Source organism: Delftia sp. DLF01 (assembly GCF_014852125.1).
Taxonomy (GTDB): Bacteria; Pseudomonadota; Gammaproteobacteria; order Burkholderiales; family Burkholderiaceae_C; genus Comamonas; species Comamonas acidovorans.
In genome coordinates this window covers 674,670-699,679 of record NZ_JACVAZ010000003.1, presented here as the reverse complement: position 1 = coordinate 699,679, position 25,010 = coordinate 674,670, and the positions used below count along the sequence as shown (strand labels likewise).

At 65.9% G+C, this 25,010-nt stretch carries 26 protein-coding genes; 13 read left to right on the top strand and 13 right to left on the bottom strand.

All coding sequences use genetic code 11. The features are described from left to right. The first annotated feature begins 16 nt into the window (after window positions 1-16). Window positions 17-670 carry a response regulator transcription factor gene (locus tag IB269_RS18420; RefSeq protein WP_192367916.1) on the top strand — a complete coding sequence of 218 codons (654 nt, stop codon included), beginning with the start codon at window positions 17-19 and terminating at the stop codon, window positions 668-670. A gap of 25 nt (window positions 671-695) precedes the next feature. Here the strand turns inward: IB269_RS18420 and IB269_RS29110 are convergent, their stop codons facing one another. The 3 genes from IB269_RS29110 to IB269_RS18405 form a co-directional block, all read right to left on the bottom strand. Beyond that, complete coding sequence (locus IB269_RS29110; RefSeq protein WP_225614185.1) at window positions 696-860, bottom strand: hypothetical protein; 165 nt, start codon at window positions 858-860, stop codon at window positions 696-698. A gap of 222 nt (window positions 861-1,082) precedes the next feature. After that, window positions 1,083-2,240, bottom strand: a complete 1,158-nt coding sequence (locus IB269_RS18410) for an agmatine/peptidylarginine deiminase (protein ID WP_192367914.1) — start codon at window positions 2,238-2,240, stop codon at window positions 1,083-1,085. 96 nt (window positions 2,241-2,336) lie between these two features. Further along, window positions 2,337-3,200 carry a LysR family transcriptional regulator gene (locus IB269_RS18405; protein WP_071955183.1) on the bottom strand — a complete coding sequence of 288 codons (864 nt, stop codon included), beginning with the start codon at window positions 3,198-3,200 and terminating at the stop codon, window positions 2,337-2,339. Between the two features lie 257 nt (window positions 3,201-3,457). Between IB269_RS18405 and IB269_RS18400 the strand changes: the two genes are divergently transcribed. Further along, a complete protein-coding gene (locus IB269_RS18400; RefSeq protein ID WP_192367913.1) occupies window positions 3,458-5,659 on the top strand; it encodes a methyl-accepting chemotaxis protein in 2,202 nt (733 codons plus the stop codon). Window positions 5,660-6,025: 366 nt separating this feature from the next. After that, on the top strand, window positions 6,026-6,952 hold the full coding sequence (locus tag IB269_RS18395) for an alpha/beta hydrolase (protein ID WP_192367912.1): 927 nt from the start codon (window positions 6,026-6,028) through the stop codon (window positions 6,950-6,952). Window positions 6,953-7,069: 117 nt separating this feature from the next. Here the strand turns inward: IB269_RS18395 and IB269_RS18390 are convergent, their stop codons facing one another. Beyond that, window positions 7,070-7,393, bottom strand: a complete 324-nt coding sequence (locus IB269_RS18390; RefSeq protein ID WP_192367911.1) for a winged helix-turn-helix transcriptional regulator — start codon at window positions 7,391-7,393, stop codon at window positions 7,070-7,072. A gap of 150 nt (window positions 7,394-7,543) precedes the next feature. On the opposite strand from IB269_RS18390, the gene gstA reads away from it, so the two are divergent. After that, window positions 7,544-8,176, top strand: coding sequence for a glutathione transferase GstA (gstA, locus tag IB269_RS18385; RefSeq protein ID WP_192367910.1), 633 nt, complete (start codon window positions 7,544-7,546; stop codon window positions 8,174-8,176). A gap of 132 nt (window positions 8,177-8,308) precedes the next feature. Here the strand turns inward: gstA and IB269_RS18380 are convergent, their stop codons facing one another. The 5 genes from IB269_RS18380 to IB269_RS18360 all read right to left on the bottom strand — a co-directional run bounded on the left by IB269_RS18380 (window position 8,309) and on the right by IB269_RS18360 (window position 12,888). Beyond that, window positions 8,309-9,319 carry a hypothetical protein gene (locus IB269_RS18380; protein WP_192367909.1) on the bottom strand — a complete coding sequence of 337 codons (1,011 nt, stop codon included), beginning with the start codon at window positions 9,317-9,319 and terminating at the stop codon, window positions 8,309-8,311. An 80-nt stretch (window positions 9,320-9,399) separates the two neighbouring features. Beyond that, the gene (locus tag IB269_RS18375) at window positions 9,400-10,713 is read right to left on the bottom strand and encodes a hypothetical protein (protein ID WP_123691540.1); all 1,314 of its coding nucleotides are present in this window, start codon (window positions 10,711-10,713) and stop codon (window positions 9,400-9,402) included. Between the two features lie 449 nt (window positions 10,714-11,162). Next, complete coding sequence (locus IB269_RS18370) at window positions 11,163-11,654, bottom strand: response regulator transcription factor (RefSeq protein ID WP_192367908.1); 492 nt, start codon at window positions 11,652-11,654, stop codon at window positions 11,163-11,165. A 378-nt stretch (window positions 11,655-12,032) separates the two neighbouring features. Then, window positions 12,033-12,248, bottom strand: a complete 216-nt coding sequence (locus IB269_RS18365; RefSeq protein WP_192367907.1) for a hypothetical protein — start codon at window positions 12,246-12,248, stop codon at window positions 12,033-12,035. Window positions 12,249-12,345: 97 nt separating this feature from the next. Next, on the bottom strand, window positions 12,346-12,888 hold the full coding sequence (locus IB269_RS18360; protein WP_013802916.1) for a MarR family winged helix-turn-helix transcriptional regulator: 543 nt from the start codon (window positions 12,886-12,888) through the stop codon (window positions 12,346-12,348). A gap of 109 nt (window positions 12,889-12,997) precedes the next feature. Between IB269_RS18360 and IB269_RS18355 the strand changes: the two genes are divergently transcribed. The 3 genes from IB269_RS18355 (at window position 12,998) to IB269_RS18345 (ending at window position 15,097) form a co-directional block, all read left to right on the top strand. Next, entirely contained in the window at window positions 12,998-13,849 is an 852-nt protein-coding gene (locus IB269_RS18355) for an EamA family transporter (protein WP_043796810.1), read from the top strand. Window positions 13,850-13,923: 74 nt separating this feature from the next. After that, a complete protein-coding gene (locus IB269_RS18350) occupies window positions 13,924-14,523 on the top strand; it encodes a dihydrofolate reductase family protein (RefSeq protein ID WP_192367906.1) in 600 nt (199 codons plus the stop codon). Next, a complete protein-coding gene (locus IB269_RS18345) occupies window positions 14,516-15,097 on the top strand; it encodes a TetR/AcrR family transcriptional regulator (protein ID WP_192367905.1) in 582 nt (193 codons plus the stop codon). The genes IB269_RS18350 and IB269_RS18345 overlap by 8 nt, the downstream gene beginning before the upstream one ends. Here the strand turns inward: IB269_RS18345 and IB269_RS18340 are convergent. Beyond that, the gene (locus tag IB269_RS18340; protein WP_192367904.1) at window positions 15,094-15,765 is read right to left on the bottom strand and encodes an ArsR/SmtB family transcription factor; all 672 of its coding nucleotides are present in this window, start codon (window positions 15,763-15,765) and stop codon (window positions 15,094-15,096) included. The genes IB269_RS18345 and IB269_RS18340 overlap by 4 nt on opposite strands. Before the next feature lie 114 nt (window positions 15,766-15,879). On the opposite strand from IB269_RS18340, the gene IB269_RS18335 reads away from it, so the two are divergent. Then, window positions 15,880-16,380 carry a DUF2938 domain-containing protein gene (locus IB269_RS18335; protein WP_013802911.1) on the top strand — a complete coding sequence of 167 codons (501 nt, stop codon included), beginning with the start codon at window positions 15,880-15,882 and terminating at the stop codon, window positions 16,378-16,380. Between the two features lie 19 nt (window positions 16,381-16,399). Here the strand turns inward: IB269_RS18335 and IB269_RS18330 are convergent, their stop codons facing one another. Beyond that, the gene (locus tag IB269_RS18330) at window positions 16,400-17,287 is read right to left on the bottom strand and encodes a LysR family transcriptional regulator (protein WP_063327939.1); all 888 of its coding nucleotides are present in this window, start codon (window positions 17,285-17,287) and stop codon (window positions 16,400-16,402) included. A gap of 139 nt (window positions 17,288-17,426) precedes the next feature. Between IB269_RS18330 and IB269_RS18325 the strand changes: the two genes are divergently transcribed. Further along, window positions 17,427-18,980 carry an MFS transporter gene (locus tag IB269_RS18325; RefSeq protein ID WP_192367903.1) on the top strand — a complete coding sequence of 518 codons (1,554 nt, stop codon included), beginning with the start codon at window positions 17,427-17,429 and terminating at the stop codon, window positions 18,978-18,980. Here IB269_RS18325 and IB269_RS18320 read toward each other — a convergent pair. After that, on the bottom strand, window positions 18,973-19,332 hold the full coding sequence (locus tag IB269_RS18320; RefSeq protein ID WP_013802908.1) for a hypothetical protein: 360 nt from the start codon (window positions 19,330-19,332) through the stop codon (window positions 18,973-18,975). The two genes, IB269_RS18325 and IB269_RS18320, sit on opposite strands and share 8 nt — an antisense overlap. Before the next feature lie 246 nt (window positions 19,333-19,578). Between IB269_RS18320 and nikR the strand changes: the two genes are divergently transcribed. The 3 genes from nikR (at window position 19,579) to IB269_RS18305 (ending at window position 22,912) form a co-directional block, all read left to right on the top strand. Further along, window positions 19,579-20,037, top strand: a complete 459-nt coding sequence (gene nikR, locus IB269_RS18315; protein WP_034392370.1) for a nickel-responsive transcriptional regulator NikR — start codon at window positions 19,579-19,581, stop codon at window positions 20,035-20,037. 123 nt (window positions 20,038-20,160) lie between these two features. After that, the gene (locus tag IB269_RS18310) at window positions 20,161-22,185 is read left to right on the top strand and encodes a TonB-dependent receptor (RefSeq protein ID WP_225614184.1); all 2,025 of its coding nucleotides are present in this window, start codon (window positions 20,161-20,163) and stop codon (window positions 22,183-22,185) included. A 10-nt stretch (window positions 22,186-22,195) separates the two neighbouring features. After that, entirely contained in the window at window positions 22,196-22,912 is a 717-nt protein-coding gene (locus IB269_RS18305; protein WP_192367901.1) for a DUF4198 domain-containing protein, read from the top strand. 32 nt (window positions 22,913-22,944) lie between these two features. On the opposite strand, the gene IB269_RS18300 is transcribed toward IB269_RS18305, so the two are convergent. Beyond that, window positions 22,945-24,243 (bottom strand): D-amino acid dehydrogenase, encoded by a 1,299-nt coding sequence (locus tag IB269_RS18300; RefSeq protein ID WP_192367900.1) that lies wholly within the window; start codon window positions 24,241-24,243, stop codon window positions 22,945-22,947. Between the two features lie 114 nt (window positions 24,244-24,357). Between IB269_RS18300 and IB269_RS18295 the strand changes: the two genes are divergently transcribed. Continuing rightward, window positions 24,358-24,843 carry a winged helix-turn-helix transcriptional regulator gene (locus IB269_RS18295; protein ID WP_012204957.1) on the top strand — a complete coding sequence of 162 codons (486 nt, stop codon included), beginning with the start codon at window positions 24,358-24,360 and terminating at the stop codon, window positions 24,841-24,843. The last annotated feature ends 167 nt before the right edge of the window (window positions 24,844-25,010 follow it).

Genomic DNA, 25,010 nt, shown 5'->3' with positions numbered 1-25,010 from the left:
CTTTGCTTGCGATCCCATGAAACTGAAACTGCGCATTGCTGTCGTGGACGACCACGCCGTGGTCCTGCTTGGCGTCAAGGACTTCCTGGAGCAGGACCCCAATCTCCAGGTCGTGGCCACGTTCAGCACGCCATCGTCCTTGATGCAATACGCCAGATCGAACCCGCTGGACGTGGTTCTGACCGACTACTCCATGCCGGGCGACGATGTCTATGGCGATGGCCTGCGCTACGTGGACTATCTGATACGCCACTTCCCGGACATCAAGGTGCTGGTGCTGACGACCGTCTCCAACCCCATGATCATCTCGGCCCTGTATGACGCCGGCGTCGCCGGTGTGCTGCTCAAGGAAGACCCGCTCACCCAGATCATGGCGGCGCTGCAGTGTGTCCGCCTCAATGCCCGCTACTATTCGCCCTCATTCCAGACCGACACGCCCAGGCAGGAGCGGTCCGTTTTCCTGGCCGAGCGCGCCAACAGCCTCTCGCCGCGCGAGTTCGAAGTCCTCAGGCATTTCGCCAATGGGGAGTCCATCACCGAAATCGCCGCACGGCTGCGGCGCAGCGTCAAGACCGTCAGCCTCCAGAAGAACTCCGCCATGCGCAAGCTGAACGTGGACAGCAACCAGGACCTGGCGGCCTTCTGCGCCGAGCACCATCTTTTCGACTGACCGGCCTGCGGGCTGCACAAGCCGGTCACCCTTCCAGCGCCTGGCCTTGCGCCTGGCTGCCGTCCTCGGCGTCCCGCTCACCCAGGCGATAGTGCGGTTCGGACGGCATCAGGCGAAACCCCAGAAGTGCCCCGCGCCGGCTTGTCTTCATCGCCAGGGGCGCCTGGCAATGCACGCAGTCATAGTTCACGAAATTGGCGTCCTGCTCCAGTGAGTAAAAGCGGAACCTCAGTCCGGGGTGGGGCGTTGACAGGCTTGTATTGCTCAGCAATTCGTAGCACGGGTCGCACAGTTTCTGGGACGTTCTCTTTGGCTGCATTTCTGGAAAAAACGGATCGATATACCGCTCTCCAGTCTTGCCCGGCCTTGCGCAGCCCAGGTTAAGACGATTCTTATTGCCGTACGGCGCGCATCAACGCGGCTGCTGCTGCGTCGTGCAGTGGATGCCGCCACCCCCGGCGGCAATCGCGTCGATGTCCAGCTGCACCACCTCGCGGCGGGGAAACAGCTCGCGCAGCAGGGAGCGGGCGTTGGCGTCCGCGCGGGCATCGCCAAACTGCGGGGCGATCACGGCGCCGTTGCACACATAGAAGTTGATGTAGCCGGCCGCGAACTCCCTGGATTCCAGCTTGCTGCGCACCGACGAGGGGCCCTTGAGCACCTGCACGCTGAGCTTTTGCCCGCGCGCATCGGTGGCCTGGCGCAGTATGTCCAGATGGCGCCGCGTGACGGCGTAGTCGTAGGAGTCCGGGTCGTCGTCCAGGCCCGCCACCACCACGCCGGGCGAGGCAAAGCGCGCATAGAAGTCGGTATGACCGTCCGTGATGTCGCGGCCCGCAATGCCGGGCAGCCAGATGATCTTGCGCAGGCCCAGCAGGCGCTTGAGTTCGGCCTCGCAGGCGCTTTTCGACAGGCCCGGATTGCGGTTGGGGTTGAGCACGCAGCTTTCTGTGATGAGGGCCGTGCCCTGGCCGTCCACCTCAATGCCGCCGCCCTCCAGCACCAGCGCGGTCTCCAGGTAGCGCACATTGGCGGCTTCGGTGACAAAGCCTGCCACCTCGGCATCGTTGCCGTATGCCTGCTTGTCGCCCCAGCCGTTGAAGTTGAAATCCACGCCCGCCAGTTCGCCCTTGCTGCTGCCAGTGCCGCTGCCCAGCTTGCGCACGAAGACCGGCCCGGTGTCGCGCATCCAGAGGTCATCCACGGGCTGCACATGCAGCTTGACGCGGTTGCCGCACAGGCGTGCTGCCAGCTCGTAGTCGCGCTCGCGCACCAGTATGTTCACGGGCTCGAAGGCGGCAATGGCGCGCGCAATGCCGGCCAGGTGCTCGCGCGCGGGCTCCAGCAGGCGGCGGCCCCAGACCCTCTCGCTGGGGCCGAAGGACATCCAGGTGGACTGGTGCGGGTCGCCCTCGTCGGGCATGTGCCAGGTCTCCAGGCTGCCCGGGTCCTGGCGGCTGCCTTCGGCACGGGCTTCCGTGGAGCGGGCGGCGGCGGTGCAGGCCAGGGCCGCCACGGGCGACAGGCCCAGGCAGTTCAGCAGGCAGCGGCGGGAAAGGGCGTAAGGCATGGTGTCTTCAGCAGGTGCTTGAGGGAATGCTGCGATTGTCCGAGCCCGTATTCATTCTGAAAATTGATATCTTTTGCCGCAATCAATCAACCCAGCTCATGCTTTGGCAAGCGGCACCGCCTGCTCCACAAGGTAGTCAAACACCTCGCGCACCAGCGCCATGCGCGGCTCGCCCTCGATGCGCGACATCCACAGGCGGCCCAGCGCAAAGGGTGGAATGCCTTCCACCAACTGCAATCGGCCCGTGACCAGTGCCTCGTCCGCCAGCAGGCGCGATACCACGGCGCAGCCACGCCCGCGCAGCGCCGCGTCCAGCAGCAGGCGTGCGTCGTCGTAGATGGCGGTCTTGCGCAGCCGGCCCAGGTGCTGGCGGATGAAGGGGCCGGTGCGGTCGCTGGTCAGGTCTTCCTCCAGGCACAGCAGGCCGTCGCCTGTGTGCGGCCCGGGTGCGCGCACGGCCACCAGCTCGTCGGCCAGCAGCGGCACCTGCAGCACATCGGTCTGCCGCAGCGGCTCGCGGGTAATGGCGATGTCCACATCCAGCTCGTCGATGTAGCGCGCCGTCTCGTCGGTGGAGACGATGGGGCACAGCTGGGGGTGGCGCTGCAGCAGGCCGTCCAGGCGCGGCTGCAGCCAGCCGCTGGCCACGGGGGCGGGGCAGACGATGGTGACCAGGCTGTCGTCCATGTAGGTCTCTATGCGGCTGAGCCCGTGGCGGATCTGGTCCAGCGACTTGCCCACGCTGTCCAGCAGCAGCCGGCCCGCCACCGTCAGCTCCACGCCGCGCCCCTTGCGGCGGAACAGCGGCTGGCCCAACTGCTGCTCCAGCTGCGCAATCTGGTGGCTCACGGCGGATTGGGAAATGCACAGCTCCTCTGCCGCGCGCGAGTAATTGCCCAGGCGGGCTGCGGCCTCGAAGCCGATCAGGAACCGGAAGGAGGGGAGGCGGGCATTGGACATGGGGCACGGCAGGCAAAGCGGTGGAACCGGAATTGTCGACGCGCCCAGCCGAAGCCGGGGCGCGATGGACCGGACGCTGTCGTTGCAACACTTGGTTACTTCCTTGACCCATCTCAAATCCCGCATGCGGCAGCGTCGATACGCTTCGGCCCATGAATCACCAGGGCTTGACTTTGGTCAGCATGGCTTGGCACGCAGGCATTCCCCGCCTGTGCGCGCACAACAGCGGCGCACAACGCCGCACAGGAGATGCATCAATGCACATCGGTCAACGTTTCTGGCGCCGCCAAGGATTGGGCGCAAAGCTGTCACTCACCAATTTTGTCTGGGTCGCCGCCATCCTGGCGCTGCTGGTGCTGGGCATTGCCTGGGATGTGAGCAAGTCCCTGCAGAAAAAAATGCACAACGAGATGCAGCAGGGCGTCCAGATGCTGCACAACTTCGTCGAGTCCACCGACAAGGAGCAGCGCCAGCGCACCCAGTTCCTGGCCGACAGCCTGGCGCGCAGCCTGCAGGGGACGCTCAGCCTGGACACCAGCGGCGGCGAACCCGTGCTGAGCCTGGACGGCCAGCCGCTCAACGGCAACGATGCGCACCTGCAGGCCTTCACGCGCAGCACCGGCGCCGTGGCCACCGTGTTTGCGGCCCAGGGGCAGGGCGACTTCGTGCGCATTGCCACCACGCTCAAAAACGAGAAAGGCGACCAGAGCGCGGCCGTGCTGGGCAGCCGGCTGGACCGCGCCCATCCCGCCTACGCCGCCATCCAGGCCGGCCAAAGCTACATGGGCCTGGCCCACCTGTTCGGCCGCCAGTACATGACGCAATACCGCCCGCTCAAGGACGCCTCCGGCGCCACCGTGGGCATCGCCTTCGTGGGCCAGGACTTCTCGCAACTGCTGGAGCACTTCAAGGACTCCATCCGCGCGCTCAAGGTGGGCCAGACCGGCTACTACTACGTGCTCAATGCCGAAGACGGCCCCCAGCGCGGCCAACTGGTCGTGCATCCCGCCCTGGAAGGCCAGAACATGAGCGATTCCAAGGACGGCGATGGCCGCTTCTTCATCCGCGACATGCTGGACCGCAAGCAGGGCAGCATGGCCTATCCCTGGACCAATCCGGGCGAAACCCAGGCCCGCGACAAGCTGGTCGTCTTCAGCCAATACGCACCCTGGAACTGGGTCATTGCCACCAGCGCCTACGTGGACGAAGCCGTGTCCGAGACCCGCAGCCTGGTCCTGCAGTTCGCCCTCATGGGCCTGGGCGCCGTGCTGCTGCTGTCGGCGGCATGGTTCTGGCTCATCCGCCGCATGATCGTGCGCCCCTTGAAGCAGGCCAGCCACATGGCCTACGCCATTGCCGATGGCGACCTGACCGTGCGCATCGCCAGCGACCGCCAGGATGAAATCGGCCACCTGCTGGAAGCCATGAACACCACCAGCACGGGCCTGACGCGCGTGGTCGGCAGCGTGAACGAACAGGCCCACAGCGTGGCCCTGGCCAGCGCGGAAATCGCCCAGGGCAACCAGGACCTGGCCGCCCGCACCGAAAGCGAAGCCAGCGCGCTGGAGCAGACCGCCGCCGCCATGGAAGAACTGGGCTCCACCGTGGCCCACAACGCAGACCACGCGCAATCGGCCGACCGCATCACGCGCGAGGCCCAGCGCGTCGTCACCGAAGGCGGGCAGGCCGTGCGCAAGGTCGTGCAGACCATGCAGGGCATAGATGCCAGCAGCAAGAAGATCGCCGACATCATCGGCGTCATCGACTCCATTGCCTTCCAGACCAACATCCTCGCCCTCAACGCCGCCGTGGAAGCGGCCCGGGCGGGCGAGCATGGCCGGGGCTTTGCCGTGGTGGCCGAGGAAGTGCGCGCCCTGGCAGGCCGCAGTGCCGAGGCCGCCAAGGAAATCAAGCAGCTCATCAGCCACAGCGTGGCCGAAATCCACACCGGCAACCAGGAGGCCGCGTTTGCCGGGGAAACCATGGAACAGGCCATGGAGGAAATCCGCAAGGTCACCCAGCTCATCTCGGACATCAGCCACGCCAGCGCCGAGCAAAACAGCGGCGTCGCCCAGGTGGCCGAGGCCATCACCCACATCGACCAGACCACGCAGAAGAACGCCGCCCTGGTCGAGGAAATGGCCGGCGCCGCCGCAGGCCTGCGCCACCAGTCCGATCAACTGGTGCGCGTGGTCTCGGTCTTCAGGCTGCCGGGTGGCAATGGTGCGCCGCTGCAGACTGCGGCCCGCGCAGCCAATAGCGCGCCCAGTCCCGATGACAGTGCCAGCGGGAACGCTAGGCCGGCCGGCGTTGCATCGCCCCGTGCATCGTCCATGGCGCCCGGAGCAGCCCTGTCTGCCACGGCCAAGCCGGCAGCCCCCGCAGCTTCGGCAAGAACGCCCACCGCCAAGTCCGTTGCCATGGCCTCCACGGCCGATGACGACTGGGACAGCTTCTGAGCGCCGCGCCCGCTGGGGAAGCCCAGGCCCGGAGCCGGGCAGGGCGCCCGGGGCGGCGCAGCGACTGCCAGCATGGTCTCCATGCCCTCCAGCGGCGCAAAGCCCGGGCAGGGCAATTCAAACGGATAGATTGACGCCAAAAGTAAGCTGTCCTGCTGGAACGCGATCAATATCTGCCGATATTCCCGACATCGGCTGAACCCGATATATCAGGACAACACACACACGAACAGCACTATCGCGGCCAATGCCTGTACGAGCACGCTAGCATGTCGAATTCGGTAAGTACTGCTGCGCAAGCACGCCAGTCATCATCGACCGAGTCATCCCCGTGCGCCAGGCGGCGCTCATCGACGAAGAACCCACATGCATCGACGTTTTCGGCATGCCGTATTGATCTCTCTATTGGCCAGCCTCGGCGCCTTTGTCGCTCCTGTGCGCGCACAGGCTCCATCGACGCCAAAAGTGCAGTCTGGCGATGGACACCCCTACGAGATCGCCGACAGCGAGGTATGGGACGTGCCCGATCCCATTTCCCAACGCGGCTACCAGGTCTTCGTTGCATTGCCACCGTCCTACGCCACCCAGCCACAGCGACGTTACCCCGTGCTGTATGTGACGGACGCCGACTACGCTTTCCCCATCATTCGGCAGCTGGCGCGCCGCCTGAATGTGGAAGGCCCGCAGATCGAGGAATTCATTCTCGTCGGCTTGTCCTATGGAAAGGGCGAGGACGGCGGTGTCAGCCGCCAGCGTGATTACACGCCGACACCCAACGGTCCAAGTACTGCATCACCCAATTCGATACATGGTCAGGCGCGCGCCTATCAAAAATATCTGCGCGATCAGGTAAAGCCCTTCATCACCGATCGGTATCGCGCAGACTCTGCCAGAGCAATCTTTCTGGGCCACTCCTACGGCGCGCTGCTTGGAATACAGGTGCTTTTCACCGACCCTGGCATGTTCAGCAGCTATATCCTCGGCAGTCCCTCTCTCTGGTACGACAAGCGGCATGCCTTGAAGCTCGAGGCGAGTTACGCCAAGCAGAATCAGGACCTGAGGGCGAACGTATACCTGTATGTCGGTGCCTATGAGGCCTTGCGAAAAGGTGATCGACGCTACAACCAGACGGTGGACATGGTTGCCGACAATCGCGCATTGGAAGCGGCTCTGCTGAGCAGGAAGTACCCGAGCTTGAAACTAAAGTCAGCGATCTTGAACGATGAGGACCATCTCACCGTCGCACCACGTGGCTTCACGCAGGGGTTGAAGTACCTGTTGCCAGTGCGCTGAGCCCTCATATGGCGTTGACCCATTTCAGCAAGGCTTTGCTGGCCACGGGCGCTGACGGCGCGCAATCGGGTGGCCGCTTCGGGTCGAACTGACACAACCAGTCGGTACCAGTCCTCTTCAACCTGGCGCCTTGCCCTTCACCCACAACCCAAACTCCTTCATCACTTCCACCACGGGCTTGAGCCGCTCCCCATCGGGCGTCAGCTCGTACTCCACCTTGATCGGCGCCGTGGGGTAGACCGTGCGCTTGACCAGGCCCGCTTCCTCCAGCGCGCGAAGGTCCAGGGTGAGGGAGCGTTGGGAAATGCCGGGCATGTCGCGGCGCAGGTCGTTGAATCGCCGGGGGCCGTCGATGAGGTAGGAGGCGATGAGCAGCCTCCAGCGGCCGCCCAGCAGGCGCATGGCTTCTTCCACGGAGCAGCCGGAGATGTTGGATTTCATAGCACATTCATCATAGGCAGGCGGCAGGTATATTTTTTTAACCTATGGGCAGTTTTATTGCCTTCTTCCAGATTTATCCCTGGTGCATGACATTGGCCAGGGGCTGTGCCTGAACGCGCAGGCCCCTTGTTCCATCACCAGAGAAATTCCATGAAGCTGTATTACCTGCCGGGCGCCTGTTCGCTGGCGCCGCACATTGTCCTGAACGAGCTGGGGCTTGATTTCCAACTGGTCCGGGTGGACCACAAGACCCACCAGACGGAAGACGGCAGGGATTTCCGTGCGCTCAGCCCATTTGGCTATGTCCCCCTGCTGGAACTGGACGACGGCAGCCTGCTGCGGGAAGGGCCCGCCGTTCTGCAGTATCTGGCGGACCTGCGGCCTGCGTCGCTTCTGGCGCCGGCCCATGGCAGCCTGGAGCGTTATCGGCTGCTGGAGTGGCTGGCCTTTCTGAACTCGGAGATCCACAAGGGCTTCATCCCGCTGCTGTATGCCGTGCTGGCGGGAAAGTACGGCGTGGAGACGGCCAGGCCCAAGCTGGAGCAGCGGTATGCCTGGGTGAACGCGCAACTGGCCGGCAAGCGCTACCTGATGGGCGATGGCTTCACCGTGGCCGATGCCTATCTGTACGCGCTCACGCAGTGGGGGCAGGCGCCGTGGCTGGAGTCGGTCTACAAGACGAGCATTCGCTTCGATGGCCTGGAGCATCTTGCAGCCTGGTACGCGCGGATGCGGGAGCGGCCTGCCGTGCGCCAGTCACTGCAGGCGGAAGGGCTGCGATAGGGGTTGGTGGCCGCCACGCATGCGGCCACCACGCACTTTGCTGCGTCATGGCAAGCAGCCCGCGCCTTGCGACCTTGAGGGTGCCCAATGCAAATCGTCTGACGTGAAGTGACGTGATGTGAACGTGACGAATCACGCCAAGGTTTCAAGGCTCACGGCCACGATGACGGGGGCAGGATCGGTGTTCACGAGGCGCAAGGCCTGGTTTGGCTGCCCGTCTCCGCTTGCTCGCTGAACCGTCACACCCATGGCCTGCACGGTGTCAGCTTCATCCAGCGTCTGGCGCAGCGAGGCGGGTATCGGCGCTGCGGCAGTGAAGTCGAAGCGGGGTTTCAACGCGACGTAGAAAGTTGACACACGGCACGCCATCAGTCCGCCAGGCCCGAAGAATACGCCCGCATCCGGCACCAGGCCGCGACCCAGCGCCACCATCGAGGCGTCGTACCAGCTGCCGGGGTAGATCGGCACTTGGTCCCAGCATTCAGAGGTGATCGTGACCGTCTCCAGCGAAGCTGCGGGTAGCGCAAGGACGCGGCCGGAAGCGTCCAGGGCCTGCAGGGAAGCCGGAGCCTGTGGCCCTGCGCCGGATCTGTCGTTGAGATTCAAGCGCAAGGTGCCGGGGTTTGCGATCGTGCCGACAGCCACTGCTGCGCTCCACTCCGACGAACTCTTGGGCAGTGTCCAGATCGGTTTCCACTGGAGGTAGCCGGTCTCGTACACCTTGGTCCATCCCACCGGAGTGGGCGAGTATGCAGGTTCGCCCGCAGGCGTTGCCATCTTCTGCATGGCGCCTGCAAGCATCGACTGATAGGGAAATTTGCAGGCTTCGAGTACCTGCAGAAAGGTCTTGTATCCCTGCGAAAAGCTGCGCCCCGACGCTTGGTACAGCGCGCCATTGGCAGCCGACTGGGGCACCGTATCTGCAAAGAGAAACTGCGCATCGGCCATGGTGCCGGTCACTGGATCCGGCCAGTTCCACGCGGTCACCGGCATCAGCATCTGCCCCCGCACCAGCGGCGCCGAGATGGATGCCGAGCGCTTGAACACCATGCCGGTTTTCGGCCCGCTCGATACGCTTGGGGCCCTTGGGGGCGGAGGCACCAGATCAGCCAGGCCGCCGAGGAACTGATGGATCACGTTCATGAACGCTGTCTCCGGTTGACGGGGGTGAGCGGGGTGGGCGGGACCCGCTGCGGCGTCCCGCCCACCCGCTGGTCTTCAGGTCAGTGGATGCCCGGGAAGTCGACGATCACGCCGATGATTTGCGGGTTCACCGAGGTGCTGCTTCCCTTGAAGGTATTGGCCTGTGCGGTGCTCTTGGTGTACTCGGACTGGTGACCGCCCGTGCCACCGAAGGTGAAGGGTCCGATGCGCACACCCGCGCTGGCCTCGAAGGCCTGCTTGTTCTGCTGATAGGTGTTGGCGCTCATCGTGATCTCGAACGAAGGCTTGTAGACGACCAGCAGCTCGGACACCCGTGCCGCAACGATGCCGTTCGGGCCGAACAGGGAGCTCGATCCCGGGCCACCGTTTGCCACCCACGGAGCGACGATGGTGTAGCCCTGGCCGTTCGGCCCCTGCTGTGCCTTGGCCAGTTCGCTCATGAAGCCGCCCGGGTACCAGTCGCCCGGATTCACCTTCACGCGGGTGGAGGACTCGCAGCTGATCTTCACGGCCGAGCTCGAGTCCTGGTTGAACAGGTCGGACTTGCTCCAGCCGCCCGATGCGTTGACGCTCCAGAAGAAGTTGCCAACGCTGGTCGAGCCCTTGGCAAACGAGGACTTGAAGTCGCTGCTCGACTGCGAAGATTTCATCGCGATCGAGAACGCGCCTGCGCTGCCGTTGCTGAGCGATGCGCGCCAGTCCGCGCCGTTCGTGTCGATGTGGAAGTCCGGCTGCCAGCGCAGGATGCCCGCGCCATCCGGCACCTTGGTCCAGCCTGCCGGTGCGTTGTTCGTGGCGGGGTCGCCCGACGGCGTCTGCATCATGTCGATGGCGCGCTGCAGATCGCTGGGCATGCTGGCCCGCTCCAGCTCCATCTTCATCTTGACCGCCTGGTTGTAGGCGTTGGTGGCCGCCTGGATGGTGGCCACGTAGGCAGTAGCCTCTGGCGCGTTGCTGATCCACGTGTTGATGTCAGGGTAGCGGGCCGCGAATATCAAGCCGCCGTTCTGCTTTGAACTCAGGTAGACCTGGTTCATGTCGCTGTTGGCCTTGACGATCGCATTGCTTTTCTGGACGCACAGGTTGGCCAGCGCTGTCTGATCGGCCTGCTGCTCGGGGCTGACCTTGAATGTCACGTGACCGAAGATCTGGCGAACGGCGTCGAAGAGCGTTGCATCGAGGCTGCCGTACTGACCGATCGCAGACCACTGCGGCATGCCGCTCACGACCTGATAGGCCGCCGCGTCCCATTGCCCGGTCGGAGCCGTGCCCCAGCTGAAGTCCTTGGGGGTGCCAAGCAACTGGAAATTCGGGGTGCCGAGATTATCGACAAGGGCGTTGTACAACTGGCTGAACATGGCTTGATCTGACATGGCGTGCAATTCCTGAAATTGAATGAATAGGGAGCGACATGAGGTTTGAAGTCATGAACGCTTTTCTTTGCCAATGAGAATGATTGCCCGGTATTGGGCCTAAGGCATGGGGTGCTTGGGAGAAATCGCAGGGGGTGACCGCGAAGAGTGGTTCATGGCGGGATACTCCTTTGAGTTGCGTGCAGGAATCCGACACGTGGGCGCCGGGAAGATGCCTCGACGGACGCTGACCGTAGAGACGAAGAGGTGAAGGGATATGAGCCTTTGCAGCCTTTCAAGGCTCGCGCGGATATTCCATATCAACCGCGCAAACCTGGAATGCACTGGCGCCTGCTGAAGCCGTCATAAGTATTCGTTGGACTCATCATGCCCAATTGCATCAGGAGGATGGAATACTTCCAATGTCGTATTCGGTGAGCACGGACAGGCGATGCACGCTGGCCTGGATATCAGATGCTGCCGCCATTGCGAGTTGCCGTTGGCGCAAATGTCTGCAACTGGGCGGTGCTTGTCAGGCCCAGTTTGCGCAGAATGTTTTCGCGATGCTTGCGCACGGTCAAGTCGCTGAGGTAAAGCGAACGTGCGATCTCCTTGCTGGTCTGGCCCGCCAGCACGTGCACCATCACCTCCTGCTCGCGGGGCGACAGAGGGAGCGGTGAGCGGGCAGCGCTCAACCAGCCGTGCCGCCTGGCGTGCGTGACGAGTTCTACGGCATTGCGCAGGCCCAGCCGCGTGCACATATTGCTGCGGTGCTTGCGTACCGTGTGTTCGCTGATGCCCAGCTTGTGCGCAATGTCCCTGCAGCCGAGGCCTTTGGCCATCGCTTCGAGTACATCGATTTCGCGCGCAGTGAGCGCAGACGCGATGACTTCATCTGCTGTTGGATGCGCAGCATCGAGATGGCATTCGCTATTTGCTAAAACTATTTCCGATCTATCCATGGTATGTCTCCCATTTTTTATGTGCCGATGCCATAGGGCTATTCCACGCCGAAGCCTCGGCGAGACTGCTTTGCACAGTGCCGTTTGAAAGATTGAATAACTCGCTAAACCGCCTGTTTACCGCCTGAGTAAACTGACGTCATGCCATTCGTGTGAAAATTGTGCGGTAAAGGATCAGCCGGAAAAAGCCTGAACATTGGACGATTGAAAATCGCGCGCATTCAGCCTGTGGCAGCCTTTTGTATCCAAGGCGGGAGATTAGTAAACCATTATCAAGATGGTGTGGTGCGTTGAGGGAGTATCAAAGTCGTTTGAGAATCTGTTATCGCCATTTCACCGTTGGAATGGACATCTTAGTGGAAATCTCTGGTGAAATCATTACATCTGGCTACAAAAATTCGACACCAAGGTTTTTGCAGCAGATTGTGGGAAAGCCAATGGTCTTCTGTGGATCTGGCTTGCGTGATCAGGATTTTCTGGCATTGCCCAGCCGAGTCCAGGATGCGGGCTGTTGCGCAGGTCTTGAGACATGCGGGCAAGCAATTCCTGCCATGGCGTATCGAGAAGCGGCTGGGTGCCTGCGACGTGCTTCAAGGGAAGCACCTCTTTTGCCAAAAGCGTTCCCTTGTCATGACGAAGGGCGTGAGCACCACGACCGTCGCCAGTTCCAACGACCTGGATATACGCCAGTTCAGGGGGCAGGGCGGGCGCCCTCGTCAGGCCCGCCCTCCAGCACGCGCAGCAGCAGGGACAGCCGCTGGTCCAGCGCGGCCAGTTCGGCAACGGGCATGGGCGCCAGCATGGCGCGCTCGTTGTCCAGGTGCGCTTCCACAGCGCGGTCTATCAGCTCCAGCCCCTGGTCGGTGAGCTGCACCAGCATGCTGCGCGCATCCTGCGGGTTGGGCAGGCGCTGCACCAGGCCGCGCGTCTCCAGGCTTTTCATGCGATGGGTCATGGTGCCCGAGGTGACCATGAGCGTGGAAAACAGGGCCGTGGGCGTGAGGCAGAAGGGCGCGCCCGAGCGGCGCAGCGTGGCCAGCACGTCGAATTCCCACATGGTCATGCCGAAGCGCGCAAAGCATTCTTCCAGCCGCTGCTCCAGCAGGGCGGCGCAGCGCTTGATGCGGCCTATGGGGCCCATGGGGCTGGCGTCCAGGTCGGGGCGTTCGCGCGCCCATTGTTCGAGGATGGTGTCTACCCGGTCGGGCAGGCGGGGGAGGGTGGGTTTCGGCATTTGTCTTGATTTTAAGATAAGTCGTGCATAATGGATTTGTCTTGAATTGAAGATAAATGCCATGTCCTCCTCGCCATCCTCTTCTTCCTCACGCTCGGCCAGCCCCGCCATGTCCTGGCGCGACATCCTGCTGACCGCGCTGGCGCCCGCCATCTGGGGCTCCACCTACATCGTCACTTCCGAACTGCTGCCGCCAGATCGTCCGTTCACGGCTGCGCTGATCCGCGTGCTGCCGGCCGGGTTGCTGCTGGTGCTGTTCACGCGGCGGCTGCCCGTGGGCTCGGGCTGGTGGCGGCTGCTGGTGCTGGGCGCGCTGAACATCGGCGTGTTCCAGGCGCTGTTGTTTGTGGCGGCCTACCGGCTGCCGGGCGGGCTGGCGGCCGTGCTGGGTGCCGTGCAGCCCCTGCTGGTAATGGCGCTGGCCTGGGGGGTGGACGGGCGGGTCCCCGCGCGGCTGACGCTGTGGGCCGCCGTGGCGGGCATTGCGGGCATGGCAGTGCTGCTGCTGTCGCCGCAGACGGTGTTCGAGCCTGTGGGCATGGCGGCGGCATTGGCGGGTGCGGTGTGCATGGCGGCCGGCACCTGGCTCACGCGGCGCTGGCGCGTGGACTTGCCGGTACTGGCGCTGACGGGCTGGCAACTGCTGTTTGGCGGGCTGATGCTGCTGCCGCTGGCCTGGTGGGTGGATGCGCCGCTGCCCGCGCTGTCGCCCACCCAGCTGGGCGCCTATGCCTACCTGTGCCTTGCCGGCGCGCTGCTGGCCTATGTGCTGTGGTTTCGCGGCATCGGGCGCCTGCCTTCCGTGGCCGTGTCTTCGCTGGGCCTGCTGAGCCCGCTCACCGCCGTGGTCCTGGGCTGGGCGCTGCTGTCGCAGTCCATGACGGGCATGTCCTTCCTGGGCCTGCTGGTGGTGCTGGCCAGCGTGCTGGCGGTGCAGTGGTCTGCTTCGCGCGGCGCCTGAGCATGGGAACGGTTGGCAAGGGGCTGCGGATTATTTATCATACGGTGTATGTTTAATTGGATGGAGAGATCGCCATGGCACCCGCAAAAGCCCTCAGCAATGCATTCGGCAAGGTCTTCATCGCCACTTCGGTCGATGGCTTCATTGCCCGGCCCGATGGTTCGCTGGACTGGCTGCCGGCCGGGGGCGATGGCGGCGAGGACTACGGCTACGCGGCCTTCATGAAGACGGTGGATGGCATCGTCATGGGCCGCTCCACCTATGAAAGCGTGCTGGGCTTCGACGGCTGGCCCTTTGAAAAACCCGTGGTGGTGATGAGCCGCACGCTGGGTGCGGGCGATGTGCCTGTGCACCTGCGCGGCAAGTTGCGCATCACGTCCGCCCAGCCTGCCCAACTGGTGGCCGAGCTGCGGGCCGAGGGCTGGGGCAGCGCCTATATCGACGGCGGCGCCGTGATCCGCGCGTTTCTGGCGGCGGGTGAGGTGGGCGAGATGACCATCACCCGCGTGCCCGTGCTGATCGGCGCGGGGCGGCCGCTGTTTGGTAATATCGGCTGCGATCTTCGGTTGACGTGCCTGGCTTCCCAGGCCTATCCCAGTGGCATGGTGAGCACGCGCTACCGGGTGGAGGCGGGCGGCCGGGTCATGGTGCGCAACGGTGGCGGCGATGCGTGAGCCGGCTGTACCGGCTGTATCGACTGCACAGGCTGCACGGCGCGGGCGCCCCTCTGCCGGGCGCTCGCTCAGCCGCGATCAGGTGCTGGACGCCGGGCTGGTCTTGCTGGAGGCCGTGGGCGCGCAGGGCTTTGGCCTGCGGCCGCTGGCGCGGCAGCTGGGCATCACGCCCATGTCGGTGATCCACCATGTGGGTGACCAGCAGGAATTGATGCGCAGCCTGGTGGAGCGCGTGCATGGCCAGCCGCTGGCCGAACCTTCGCCTGGGCTTGCACCCGTGCAGCGTGTGCAGGCGCTGCTGGTGGGCTACATGGAGCGCGTGCGCCGCCATCCGGCGCTGACGGTGTGCATTCTGGGCGACCCGGCCCTGTTCACCGATTCGCTGGCCGCCTTCACGCAGCGGCTGCGCGGCGAGGTGCAGCAGTGCGAGCCCAGCGAGGGCGCTGCCGCCGTGCTGCTGGACCTGCTGATCGACTACACGCATGGCCATGCGCTGGCGTTGGCCCTGTCGGGCGAGGGCGCGCAGGCCTTGCATGGCCGGTTCGAGCAGGGGCTGGCGCGGCTGCTGCGCTAGGCGCCGGCCTCCACGCGCAGGCCGGCCTGCTGCCAGCCGGTGAAGCCTGCCTCGAAGCGCCGCGCCTCCCGGCCGCTGGCGCGCAGCGCCGTGACGGCATTGGCCGAGAGCACGCAGTACTGACCCCCGCAATAGGCCACGATGTCCTTGTCGGGCGGCAGCGCGCCCAGCTCGCCTTCCAGCGCTTCCAGGGGAATGTTGACGGCCCCGGGCAGGTGGCCCTGGGCGAATTCCGCTGGCGGACGCACGTCCAGCACGATGGTGTCGTCCATCTGCATGCGCTGCAGCAGCTCGTCTAGCGCAACGGCTTCCAGACGGTCACGCTGGCGCAGGCTGTCGGAGACCACGGCGCGGATCTCGGCGTGGCGGAATCGCAGATAGTCGTGCAGCGCATCGATGATGCCGGTGATGGGCCCGTCGCCCAGCCGGTACAGCACATGCTTGCCCTCGCGCCGTGTGAGCACCATGCCCGCGCGCTTGAGGTGCTGCAGGTGCTGGGAGGTGTTGGCCACGGACAGCCCGCACAGCTCGGCCAGGCGCTCCACGGGCTGCTCGCCTTCGGCCGCATGGCTCAGCAAGGCGAGGCGGTGGGCATGGCCCAGGGTGCGCGCCAGGTCGGCCAGGTCGGGGAAGGCCTCGATCGGTACAGGGCTGCTTGACGGATTCATGGGGGATAGCCTAGCATCGCGCAAACATTCAATCAATTAATTGAATGTATTGTTCATTGTGCATGCGATGGCATCCAAGGAGGCCGCTGCAAACCTGCAAGAGAGTGAAGAGACATGCTGGATGTGCCGGAATTCCTGCTGCGCGCCGTGCTGACGGGCGCAGGCGCGACCTTGGTGATGGATGTGTGGGCGCTGCTGCTGCAGCGTCTGTGGGGCGTGCCTTCGCTGGACTACGCCATGGTGGGCCGCTGGCTGGGCCATCTCCCGCGCGGCCGGCTGGTGCATGCCGGCATCGGCCGGTCCGCGCCGGTGGCGGGTGAGAAGGCCCTGGGCTGGGTGGCGCACTATGCGATCGGCGTGGCCTTTGCGGCAGCCCTGCTGGCCCTGGCGGGTGAGGGCTGGGCCCGGGCGCCCACGCTGTGGCCGGCCCTGGCCTGGGGCGTGTTCACCGTGGCCGCACCCTTCCTGGCGCTGCAGCCGTGCATGGGGGCGGGGCTGTTTGCCCGCAAGACACCCAAGCCCGCCGTGGCGCGGCTGCGCAGCCTGATGGCGCACACGGTGTTCGGCCTGGGCCTGTTCATCGCGGCCTGGGCCGTCTCGCAACTGAGGGGCTGAGCGGATGCGCTGACCCGGTTCAGGCAAACAGCCTGTGCGCCATGAATTCGAGAAAGGCCCTGACCTTGGGCGAGAGGTCGCGGCCCGGGGGCCAGACCATCCAGACCGTGCCCTGGGCGTTGGCGGTGAACGGGTCGAGCACGGTCTGCAGCAGGCCCTGCTCCAGCTGGCGGGCCACGGTGAAGTCCGGCAGGCAGGCAATGCCCTGGCCGCGCAGCGCCAGGAAGATGCGCATCTCCACGCTGTTGCAGACCACGCTGGAGGGCAGCGCGGGCGGGGCGGTGTCGTCGTCGTTTCCCAAGGGCCAGCGCTCCAGCCGGCCGGTGGCCGGATAGCGGTAGTGCAGGCATTGGTGGCGGACCAGGTCGGCAGGTTGCACCGGCCTGCCATGGCGCTGGAAATAAGCGGGCGAGCCCACCAGCACGCGCCGGAAGCCGCCCAGCCGCCGGTGCTTGAGGCCCGAGTCCTGCAACGGCGCGGCGCGTATGGCCACGTCAAAGCCGTCGCCGATCACATCGACCAGATGGTCCGAGAAATTCAGGTCCAGTTCGACCTCGGGGTACTCCAGCAGGAAGTCCGAGAGCGCCTGCTCGAACAAACCGCAGTGGCGGGGCAGGCTGACCTTGAGCCGGCCCTGGGGTCGCTCGCCCGCATGGCGCAGTTCCTGCTGCGCGGCCTCGACCTCGCAGAGGATGCGCCGGCAGCGCTCCAGAAAGCGTTCGCCCTCGGCCGTGAGTGCCAGCGTGCGCGTGCTGCGGTTGAACAGGCGCACGCCCAGGCGCTCCTCCAGCCGCGCCACGGCCTTGCCCACGGCCGAGGGCGACAGCCCCAGTTCGCGCGCCACGGCAGAGAAGCCCAGCCGCTCGGCCACGCGCACAAAGAGGCCGATGCTGCCCAGGCTGTCTATTTCCATGTGCTGTGTGAAGAGGCGTGTGAAGAAGATGATTTGAGACTTAGGTGTCTCAAGTGTTCGGAAATGCAGATGGATTGTCTCAGATGAAGACGGGCCTACGCTGGCGGTCGTTTCTTGAATTGGCGCACAAACCATGTCTTCCCTCTCTCGCGGCAGCCCCCTCAAATGGCTGCAACTGCTGGCCGTCTGCCTGACGGGGCTGCTGATTCCCCTGAGCTTCACGGGCCCGGCCGTGGCCCTGCCTTCCATCCATGCCGAGCTGGGCGGCACGCCCTCCCAGCTGGGCTGGATCATGAATGCCTACATCCTGAGCTACGGCAGCGCCATGATGGTGGCCGGCAGCCTGACCGACATCCATGGCCGGCGCCGCCTGTGGCTGCTGGGGCTGGCCTGGTTCGGCCTGCTGAGCTTTGGCGTGGGCCTGGCAACCGATCTGCGCTGGGCCGATGGGCTGCGCCTGCTGCAGGGGCTGGGCGGGGCGGTGGCCTTTGCGGCGGCCATGTCCTCGCTGGCGCCGCTGTTCGAGGGCGCGGCGCGCATGCGGGCCTTCAGCCTGCTGGGCACGACCTTTGGCCTGGGCCTGGCCTTCGGCCCCTGGGTGTCGGGCCTGATGGTGGACAGCCTGGGCTGGCGCTGGGTGTTCCATGGGACGGGGATGGTGGCGCTGCTGGGCCTGCCCATGGTGATGGCCAGCGCGCGGCGCGATGAAGCCGTGTCTGCCGACCGGCCCGACTGGCTGGGCGCCGCCCTGTTCACCCTGGCCCTGGGCGGCTTCACCTACGGCGTGCTGATGGTGCCCGAGCGCGGCTGGCTCCATGCCGAGGTGCTGGGGCCGCTGGCGCTGTCCGCCGTGCTGTTCGTGGTCTTCGTGGCGGTGCAGCGGCGCGTGGCCCGTCCGTTGCTGGATCTGTCGCTGTTCTCGCAGCCGCGCTTTCTGGGCGTGCAGCTGCTGGCGGCGTCACCGGCGTTTCTGTTCATCTCTCTGGTGGTCATGCTGCCCGGGCGCTTCATTGGCGTGGAGGGCCTCAGCCCGCTGGCGGCGGGCCGCATGATGGGCTGGCTGGCGGCGCCCTTGCTGGTGGTGCCGCTGCTGGCGGCCCTGCTGGTGGGCCTGTTGTCGCGCTGGATCAGCCCGGGCCGACTGTCGGCGGCCGGTCTGCTGCTGGCCGCGGCGGGCCTGTGGTGGCTGGCGGCTGCCTTCGGGCAGGGCGCCGGTCCGGCGTTGGCGCTGCCCTTGCTGCTGATAGGCACCGGCATTGGCCTGCCCTGGGGCCTGATGGACGGGCTGGCCGTGAGCACCGTGGCGCCAGACCGCGTGGGCATGGCCACGGGCATCTTCAACACCGTTCGCATCTCGGCGGACGGCGTGGCCCTGGCCGTGGCGGGCGCCGTGCTGGCGGTGCTGGTGGAGGGGAAGCTTGGCGGGCTGTCGCCCGATGCGGACCTGCGGCGCGAGATGGCCGGGCAACTGGCCCAGGCCGATCTGGCGCGCGCCGCCCAGGCGCTGCCGGGGCAGGACGGCTTGCTTGCGCAGGTGTACGGCGCGGCCTTCCACGATCTGTTGCTGCTGCTGGCGGGGCTGGCGGTGGTCACGGCGCTGGCCGTTCTGTGGCTGCTGGAGCGCAAGGGCCGGGCCGTGTCTTCCCCGGAGCAACTGGCCCCGCAGGCCGGGCGCAGGCTCAGCTAGCAGGCTGCAACTGCACGCCCAGGCGCGAGAACAGGATCTGCCGGCCATCGCCCTGCAGGCGCTGTATCACCATGCCACCATCGCGGTGCAGGTAGATGCGCAGGGCGCTGCCGTTGCCGGGATCGTGGTCCAGGTAGCAGGGGTCTTTGTCCAGGTCCTTCCAGCCGTGAAAGTCTTCCAGCCGGCGTGTACCGATGCGGCGCAGCTCGGTCTCGGGGGCCGCGAAATAGCTGTGGGTCTGAAGCCACAGCGTGCGCAGCTGCTCGAAGGACTGTTCGCGCGAGGAACAGGCGGGCGCAGCCTCCAGCAGGGACAGCAGCATGTCCAGAAGCTGATCGAATGAATACTGCATGCCGCGCCCCTTTCAGCGATCGACGGTGCGCACTGCGCAACCTCGATCAGGGTAACCGGATATTGCGCGAATGTGAACAAAGCATGACCGTGGTGGTTTGTCGCTATTGCCAGCCTGCGCCGACAGTGATTGGCGCGGGTGTTGCATGCAGGGCACCGGCCTGGATGGCCGGACAATGGCCGGGCACATCCTGCGTGATGCCGACCTTTTTTGTTCCCGCCACCTGTTTCCCCACTTCTGCTGCCCATGGAACGCTTCACCATCTCCATCGACGACGACCTGGCCCGTGATTTCGACGCATGGATCGCCGCGCGCGGCTACGACAACCGCTCCGAGGCCATCCGCGACGTGCTGCGCGCCCACCTGGCCCAGGTGCGCGAGCGCGAGGACGCCGACGGCCTGTGCGTGGCCAACCTGTCCTATGTCTACAACCACCACGAGCGCGACCTGTCCGAGCGCCTGGCCAGCCTGCAGCATGACCACCATGAGCTGCACATGGCCACCACCCATGTGCACCTGGACCATGAGCAGTGCATAGAGACGGTGATGCTGCGCGGCCCGGCCAGCGCCGTGCGGCGCTTTGCCGACACCATCACGGCCGAGCGCGGCGTGCACCACGGCCAGCTCAACGTGGTGATGGTGCGCAGGGCAGAGCCTGGCGGGCACGATCACGCGCACCACCATCCGCATTCGCACGACGATTGAGGCAGTCCGGGGCCGGGCGCGCAGCCCCTGTCATGCAGGTCGGTATGAAGTTTGCTTTTTTCTTCATACAACTCCTGGAAACGCATGACACATCCTCTGAAATTTCCTTCTCGGCCCTGCGCCTTGCACCAGATTGCGGCGGCCGGCCTGCTGGGCCTGGCCGCCATTCCCCAGGCTGGTGCACAGCAGGCGACGGATGCCTCGCCCAGCCTGCAGCCCGTCGAGGTCAAGGGCCAGACCGCGCGCGGCGCCTCGGCCGCCTACACCACCAGCGTGATCGAGGCAGAGGACATCGCCAACGCCCATGTCAGCCATCCGCAGGAGCTGCTGCGCCAGGTGCCGGGCATGAATGTGCAGAACTACCAGCTGTCCGGCGTGGGTGACGCCATCGTCATGCGCGGCTTCGGCGGTGGCGGCCATGGCGGCGATGTGGGCGTGGTGCTGGACGGCATTCCACTGAACGAGGCCATGTCGCATGCCGACGGCTATGTGGACCTGGGCGTGATCGTGCCGCTGGAGATGGAGCGCATCAGCATCTACAAGGGGCCGGTGTCGGCGCTGTACGGCAACTTCAACCGCGCAGGGCTGATGGCGATAGAGACGCGCAAGCAGGGCGACTACACCCCCTACCGCGAGGCCGACGTGAGCCTGGCCTCGCACGGCACGCTGGACGCCCAGGCGGCGCTGGGGCTGAAGCCGGGCGAGGGCGAGTTCCTGAACCTTGCGGCCCAGCACTACCGCACGGACGGTTTCCGCGCGCAGTCGCAAATGCAGCGCAGCACGGCATCCCTGCGCTGGAGCAAGCGGCTCTCGTCGCAGCTGGAGGTGGCGCTGTCGGCACGGCTGCACCACGGCGAGGGCGACTCGCCTTCGTACCTGACGGCGGGGCAGTTCGCACGCGATCCGCATGGCATCGATCCGCGCGCCATGAACGATGGCACGCGCAAGAACTTCGCCACGCTGCGCGCCGATGTGCAGTACGCGCTTTCGCCACGGCTGACCTGGCTGGGCCATGCCTACACCACGCAGCAGAGCTTCACGCGCTGGTTCAGCCGGCCCATCGACGCACTGCAGTGGCGCCAGCGCGAGGAAAGCTATGACCGCGCCGTCTACGGCGCAGGCACCAGCCTCAATGGCCGCCATGTCACGGCGCTGACCCCGATCAACTGGGTGGCTGGGCTGGAGGCCGTGCGCGAGTCCACCGACTACCAGTTCTACGATGGCCTGCAGTGGCGCGAGCGCACCGGCGCTGCCCTGGATGACCGCAATTCCAAGCTCAACACCCTCTCGGCCTTTGCCGAGGTGGATGCGCCCATCCACCGCCTGCTGCAGCTGTCCGCCGGCCTGCGCTGGGATCGCTTCACGGGCGGCTGCCGTCCCAATGGCCCCGAGACGGGCAGCGACCCCTGCGGCCCGCTGGCGCGCACCTCGCATGCCAGCCCCAAGCTGGGCCTGCGCTCGCAGGTGGCGCCGGGTGTGCTGCTGCGCGCCAGCTGGTCCGAAGGATTTGCGCTGGCCAGCGATTTCGCCAAGTACGCGCTGGGCGCCGCGCAGCTCGATCCCAATATCTTCCGGCAGACCGAAGTGGGCGCGCAGATCAAGCCCATGCCGGGCCTGGTGCTGGATGTGGCCGCCTACCGCCTGCAGTCCTCGGGCGAGATCCGCAACGTGGCGCCTGGCGTGTACGAGAACTTCGGCGCCACGCGCCGCACGGGCGTGGAGGCCAGCGCGCTGTGGGCGGTGCGCAAGAACCTGGACCTGCAAGTGGCCTGGGGCAGCGCCCATTCGCGCGTGACCGAGAACGGCAACCCGGCCCTGGTCGGCAACCAGGTGGCCGGCGTGCCCCGGCAGACCGCCACCGTGGGCCTGGCCTGGCGCCCGCTGGCGCAGTGGGAGGGCACGCTCACCTGGCGCCGCGTGGGCCGCTATGCCGTCACGGCCGACAACAGCGTCTTCTACGGCGGCTACGCCACCTGGGACCTGGGCCTGAGCTGGCGCCTGCCTTCGGCGCGCAGCCGCATCTATGCCGTGGTCTCCAACCTGGGGGATAAGGCCTATGCCACGTCGGCCTCGGTCATCCGCGGCGTGCCTCTGTTCGCGCCCGGCGCGCCGCGCACGCTCAAGGTCGGCGTGCAGACACAGTTTTGAGGAGGAAAAAATGAAATCCAACCCCTGTTTCGCATCCGTCGCAACCGCCGCATTCGTGGTCCTGCTGGCCTGCGCGCCGCTGGCCCAGGCCCACAACGTCTGGCTGGAGCCCGACGCCGACGGCGCCTACACCGTGCAGTTCGGCGGCCATGAGGGCCAGCTGGAGAACTTTGCGGCCGGCAAGCTCAAGAGCGTTGAGGCGTATGACGCGCGCGGCCGCCGCATCGACGTGGCCGTGCAGCCCGTGCCCGGCGGCGCCCGCGCCACGCCGGCGCGCAAGGCCGCGCTGCTGGCCGCGCATTTCGACAACGGCTTCTTCAGCCGCGTGGGCGAGGGGCCGATGGTCGAAAAGCCCATGACCGAGAACCCCGGCGCCACCAGCGGCGTGCATGCGCTCAAGTTCCACAAGACCATCCTCGAATGGGGCCCGGTCACCCGCGAGAAGCTGGGCCAGACCCTGGAGATCATTGCCAGGACCCGCCGCTCGCCCCACGCGGGCGAGCCCCAGCAATTCCAGGTGCTGCTCAACGGCCAGCCCCGGGCCGGCGTGCGGGTGTCGCTGGGAGAAAAGGGCGAGCCCCTGGAGACCGATGCCGACGGCTTGGTGACCGTGCTGCCGCGTGCCGGGCTCAACCAGCTGCTGGCCATCGTGCGGCTGCCTGTCTCCGGCGATGCGCGCACCACCAGCCTCAGCTACGAATACCTGCTGGGGTTCTCAGCGCATTGAGTGGGGGCGGCGCCCGGCCGCGCTCAGGACGCTCAGGCGGAGACGGGCGTGGAGCTGCCCCCCAGGTGCCGGGCCGGCCGGTGCGTGTAGCGGTCCAGGGCCAGGCCGTCGGTGCTGATCTCCGGGCTGCGGCCGGTGATCAGGTCGGCGATCAGGCGGCCCGAGCCGCAGGCCATGGTCCAGCCCAGAGTGCCGTGGCCGGTGTTCAGGAACAGGTTGGCATAGCGCGTGGCGCCGATGATGGGCGTGCCGTCCGGCGTCATGGGCCGCAGCCCGGTCCAGAAGCTGGCGCGCGCCACATCGCCGCCCGGGAACAGGTCGTTGACCACCAGTTCCAGCGTGGCGCGGCGGCGCGGGTCCAGGCGCAGGTCGAACCCGCCCAGCTCGGCCATGCCGCCCACGCGGATGCGGTCGTCAAAGCGGGTGACGGCAATCTTGTAGGTCTCGTCCAGCACCGTGGACTGCGGCGCCAGCGCCGGGTTGCCCAGCGGCACGGTGAGCGAATAGCCCTTGACGGGGTAGACGGGCAGGTCCAGCCCCAGCGGCTCCAGCGCCTGGCGCGAGTAGCTGCCGAAGGCCATCACGTAGCGGTCGGCGGTCAGCAGCTCGCCATTCACGCGCACGCCGGCAATGCGGCCGCCTTCGACCACCAGGCCATCCACGTTCTGGTTGAAGCGCAACTCCACGCCCAGCCCGCTGGCGATGCGGGCCAGCTCGTTGGTGAAGCGGTGGCAGTCGCCGGTCTCGTCCTTGGGCAGGCGCAGGCCGCCCGTCAGCCGGTCGCGCGCCTGGGCCAGGGCGGGCTCCACCTGGGCCAGCTGGTCGCGGTCCAGCAGCTCGAAGGGCACGGCGCATTCGCGCAGCACGGCCACGTCGCGCTCCACGGCGTCCAGCTGGGCCTGGGTGCGGAACAGTTGCAAGGTGCCGCCGGTGCGCTGCTCGTAGGCGATGCCGGTGTCGGCGCGCAACTGCTGCAGGCAGCTGCGGCTGTACTCGGCCACGCGCATCATGCGTTCCTTGTTGACGGCATAGCGCTGGGCAGAGCAGTTGCGCAGCATCTGCGCCATCCAGCGCAGCTGGAACAGGCTGCCGTCCAGGCGCACGGCCAGCGGCGCGTGTTCCTGCAGTATCCACTTCAGGGCCTTGAGCGGAATGCCGGGCGCCGCCCAGGGCGTGGAGTAGCCGGGCGAGACCTGGCCCGCGTTGGCAAAGCTGGTTTCGGACGCGGGCGCATCCTGCCGATCCAGCACCGTGACCTCGGCGCCGGCCCGCGCCAGGTAGTACGCACTGGTCACGCCGATGACACCGCCGCCAAGAACAAGGACTTTCATACGATTCACCGCCAGGTCAACAAGATGAAATCAAAGTCTATTGACGATGAGGCAGTGGAAACCACTGAAATATTGCTACTCTCCAGTGATTGATAAGCCCCGGGAATCGCCGCCATGGCCGCCAAAAGTGAAAACCGCGTGCTCGACCGCACCGACCGCAAGATCCTCGACATCCTGCAGCGGGACGGCCGCATCTCCATGACCGAACTGGCCGAGCAGGTCAGCCTCTCGGCCACGCCCTGCTCGGAGCGCGTGCGCCGCCTGGAGCGCGATGGCGTGATCACGGGCTACCACGCCCACCTCTCGCCCGAGGCGCTGGGCAAGACGCTGCTGGTGTTCGTGGAGATCAAGCTCTCGTCCAAGTCGGGCGAGGTCTTCGACAAGGTGCGCCAGGAACTGCTGCACGTGCCCGACGTGCTGGAGTGCTTCCTGGTCTCGGGCAGCTTCGACTACCTGGTCAAGGCCCGCCTGGGCGGCATGCGCGAGTACCGCCGCCTGCTGGGCGACATCCTCAAGAAACTGCCCGTGCCGGCCGAGTCGCACAGCTATGTGGTGATGGAAGAGGTCAAGGAGACGCTGGCGCTGCCTGTGGACCGGTGAGGGAGCCGTCCTCGGCGTTCCAGGTTCGGATCTACCGCCATTCATCACTGTCATTTACTATTTGAAACTTTTGTCACAATATATTCGATTCAAATTGGGTATTGTGCATTCAAATAAAGAAAGATATTGGGCGGCAGATGGGTTGTTATGCAGTTCCGCATTCATCG

What these genes read in the sequence shown, in the direction of transcription:
- IB269_RS18420 (WP_192367916.1), top strand. Translation starts at nt 17, where the DNA reads ATGAAACTGAAACTGCGCATTGCTGTCGTGGACGACCACGCCGTGGTC.
- IB269_RS18410 (WP_192367914.1), bottom strand. Translation starts at nt 2,240, where the DNA reads ATGCCTTACGCCCTTTCCCGCCGCTGCCTGCTGAACTGCCTGGGCCTG.
- IB269_RS18405 (WP_071955183.1), bottom strand. Translation starts at nt 3,200, where the DNA reads ATGTCCAATGCCCGCCTCCCCTCCTTCCGGTTCCTGATCGGCTTCGAG.
- IB269_RS18400 (WP_192367913.1), top strand. Translation starts at nt 3,458, where the DNA reads ATGCACATCGGTCAACGTTTCTGGCGCCGCCAAGGATTGGGCGCAAAG.
- IB269_RS18395 (WP_192367912.1), top strand. Translation starts at nt 6,026, where the DNA reads ATGCATCGACGTTTTCGGCATGCCGTATTGATCTCTCTATTGGCCAGC.
- IB269_RS18390 (WP_192367911.1), bottom strand. Translation starts at nt 7,393, where the DNA reads ATGAAATCCAACATCTCCGGCTGCTCCGTGGAAGAAGCCATGCGCCTG.
- gstA (WP_192367910.1), top strand. Translation starts at nt 7,544, where the DNA reads ATGAAGCTGTATTACCTGCCGGGCGCCTGTTCGCTGGCGCCGCACATT.
- IB269_RS18380 (WP_192367909.1), bottom strand. Translation starts at nt 9,319, where the DNA reads ATGAACGTGATCCATCAGTTCCTCGGCGGCCTGGCTGATCTGGTGCCT.
- IB269_RS18375 (WP_123691540.1), bottom strand. Translation starts at nt 10,713, where the DNA reads ATGTCAGATCAAGCCATGTTCAGCCAGTTGTACAACGCCCTTGTCGAT.
- IB269_RS18370 (WP_192367908.1), bottom strand. Translation starts at nt 11,654, where the DNA reads ATGGATAGATCGGAAATAGTTTTAGCAAATAGCGAATGCCATCTCGAT.
- IB269_RS18360 (WP_013802916.1), bottom strand. Translation starts at nt 12,888, where the DNA reads ATGCCGAAACCCACCCTCCCCCGCCTGCCCGACCGGGTAGACACCATC.
- IB269_RS18355 (WP_043796810.1), top strand. Translation starts at nt 12,998, where the DNA reads ATGTCCTGGCGCGACATCCTGCTGACCGCGCTGGCGCCCGCCATCTGG.
- IB269_RS18350 (WP_192367906.1), top strand. Translation starts at nt 13,924, where the DNA reads ATGGCACCCGCAAAAGCCCTCAGCAATGCATTCGGCAAGGTCTTCATC.
- IB269_RS18345 (WP_192367905.1), top strand. Translation starts at nt 14,516, where the DNA reads ATGCGTGAGCCGGCTGTACCGGCTGTATCGACTGCACAGGCTGCACGG.
- IB269_RS18340 (WP_192367904.1), bottom strand. Translation starts at nt 15,765, where the DNA reads ATGAATCCGTCAAGCAGCCCTGTACCGATCGAGGCCTTCCCCGACCTG.
- IB269_RS18335 (WP_013802911.1), top strand. Translation starts at nt 15,880, where the DNA reads ATGCTGGATGTGCCGGAATTCCTGCTGCGCGCCGTGCTGACGGGCGCA.
- IB269_RS18325 (WP_192367903.1), top strand. Translation starts at nt 17,427, where the DNA reads ATGTCTTCCCTCTCTCGCGGCAGCCCCCTCAAATGGCTGCAACTGCTG.
- IB269_RS18320 (WP_013802908.1), bottom strand. Translation starts at nt 19,332, where the DNA reads ATGCAGTATTCATTCGATCAGCTTCTGGACATGCTGCTGTCCCTGCTG.
- nikR (WP_034392370.1), top strand. Translation starts at nt 19,579, where the DNA reads ATGGAACGCTTCACCATCTCCATCGACGACGACCTGGCCCGTGATTTC.
- IB269_RS18305 (WP_192367901.1), top strand. Translation starts at nt 22,196, where the DNA reads ATGAAATCCAACCCCTGTTTCGCATCCGTCGCAACCGCCGCATTCGTG.
- IB269_RS18300 (WP_192367900.1), bottom strand. Translation starts at nt 24,243, where the DNA reads ATGAAAGTCCTTGTTCTTGGCGGCGGTGTCATCGGCGTGACCAGTGCG.
- IB269_RS18295 (WP_012204957.1), top strand. Translation starts at nt 24,358, where the DNA reads ATGGCCGCCAAAAGTGAAAACCGCGTGCTCGACCGCACCGACCGCAAG.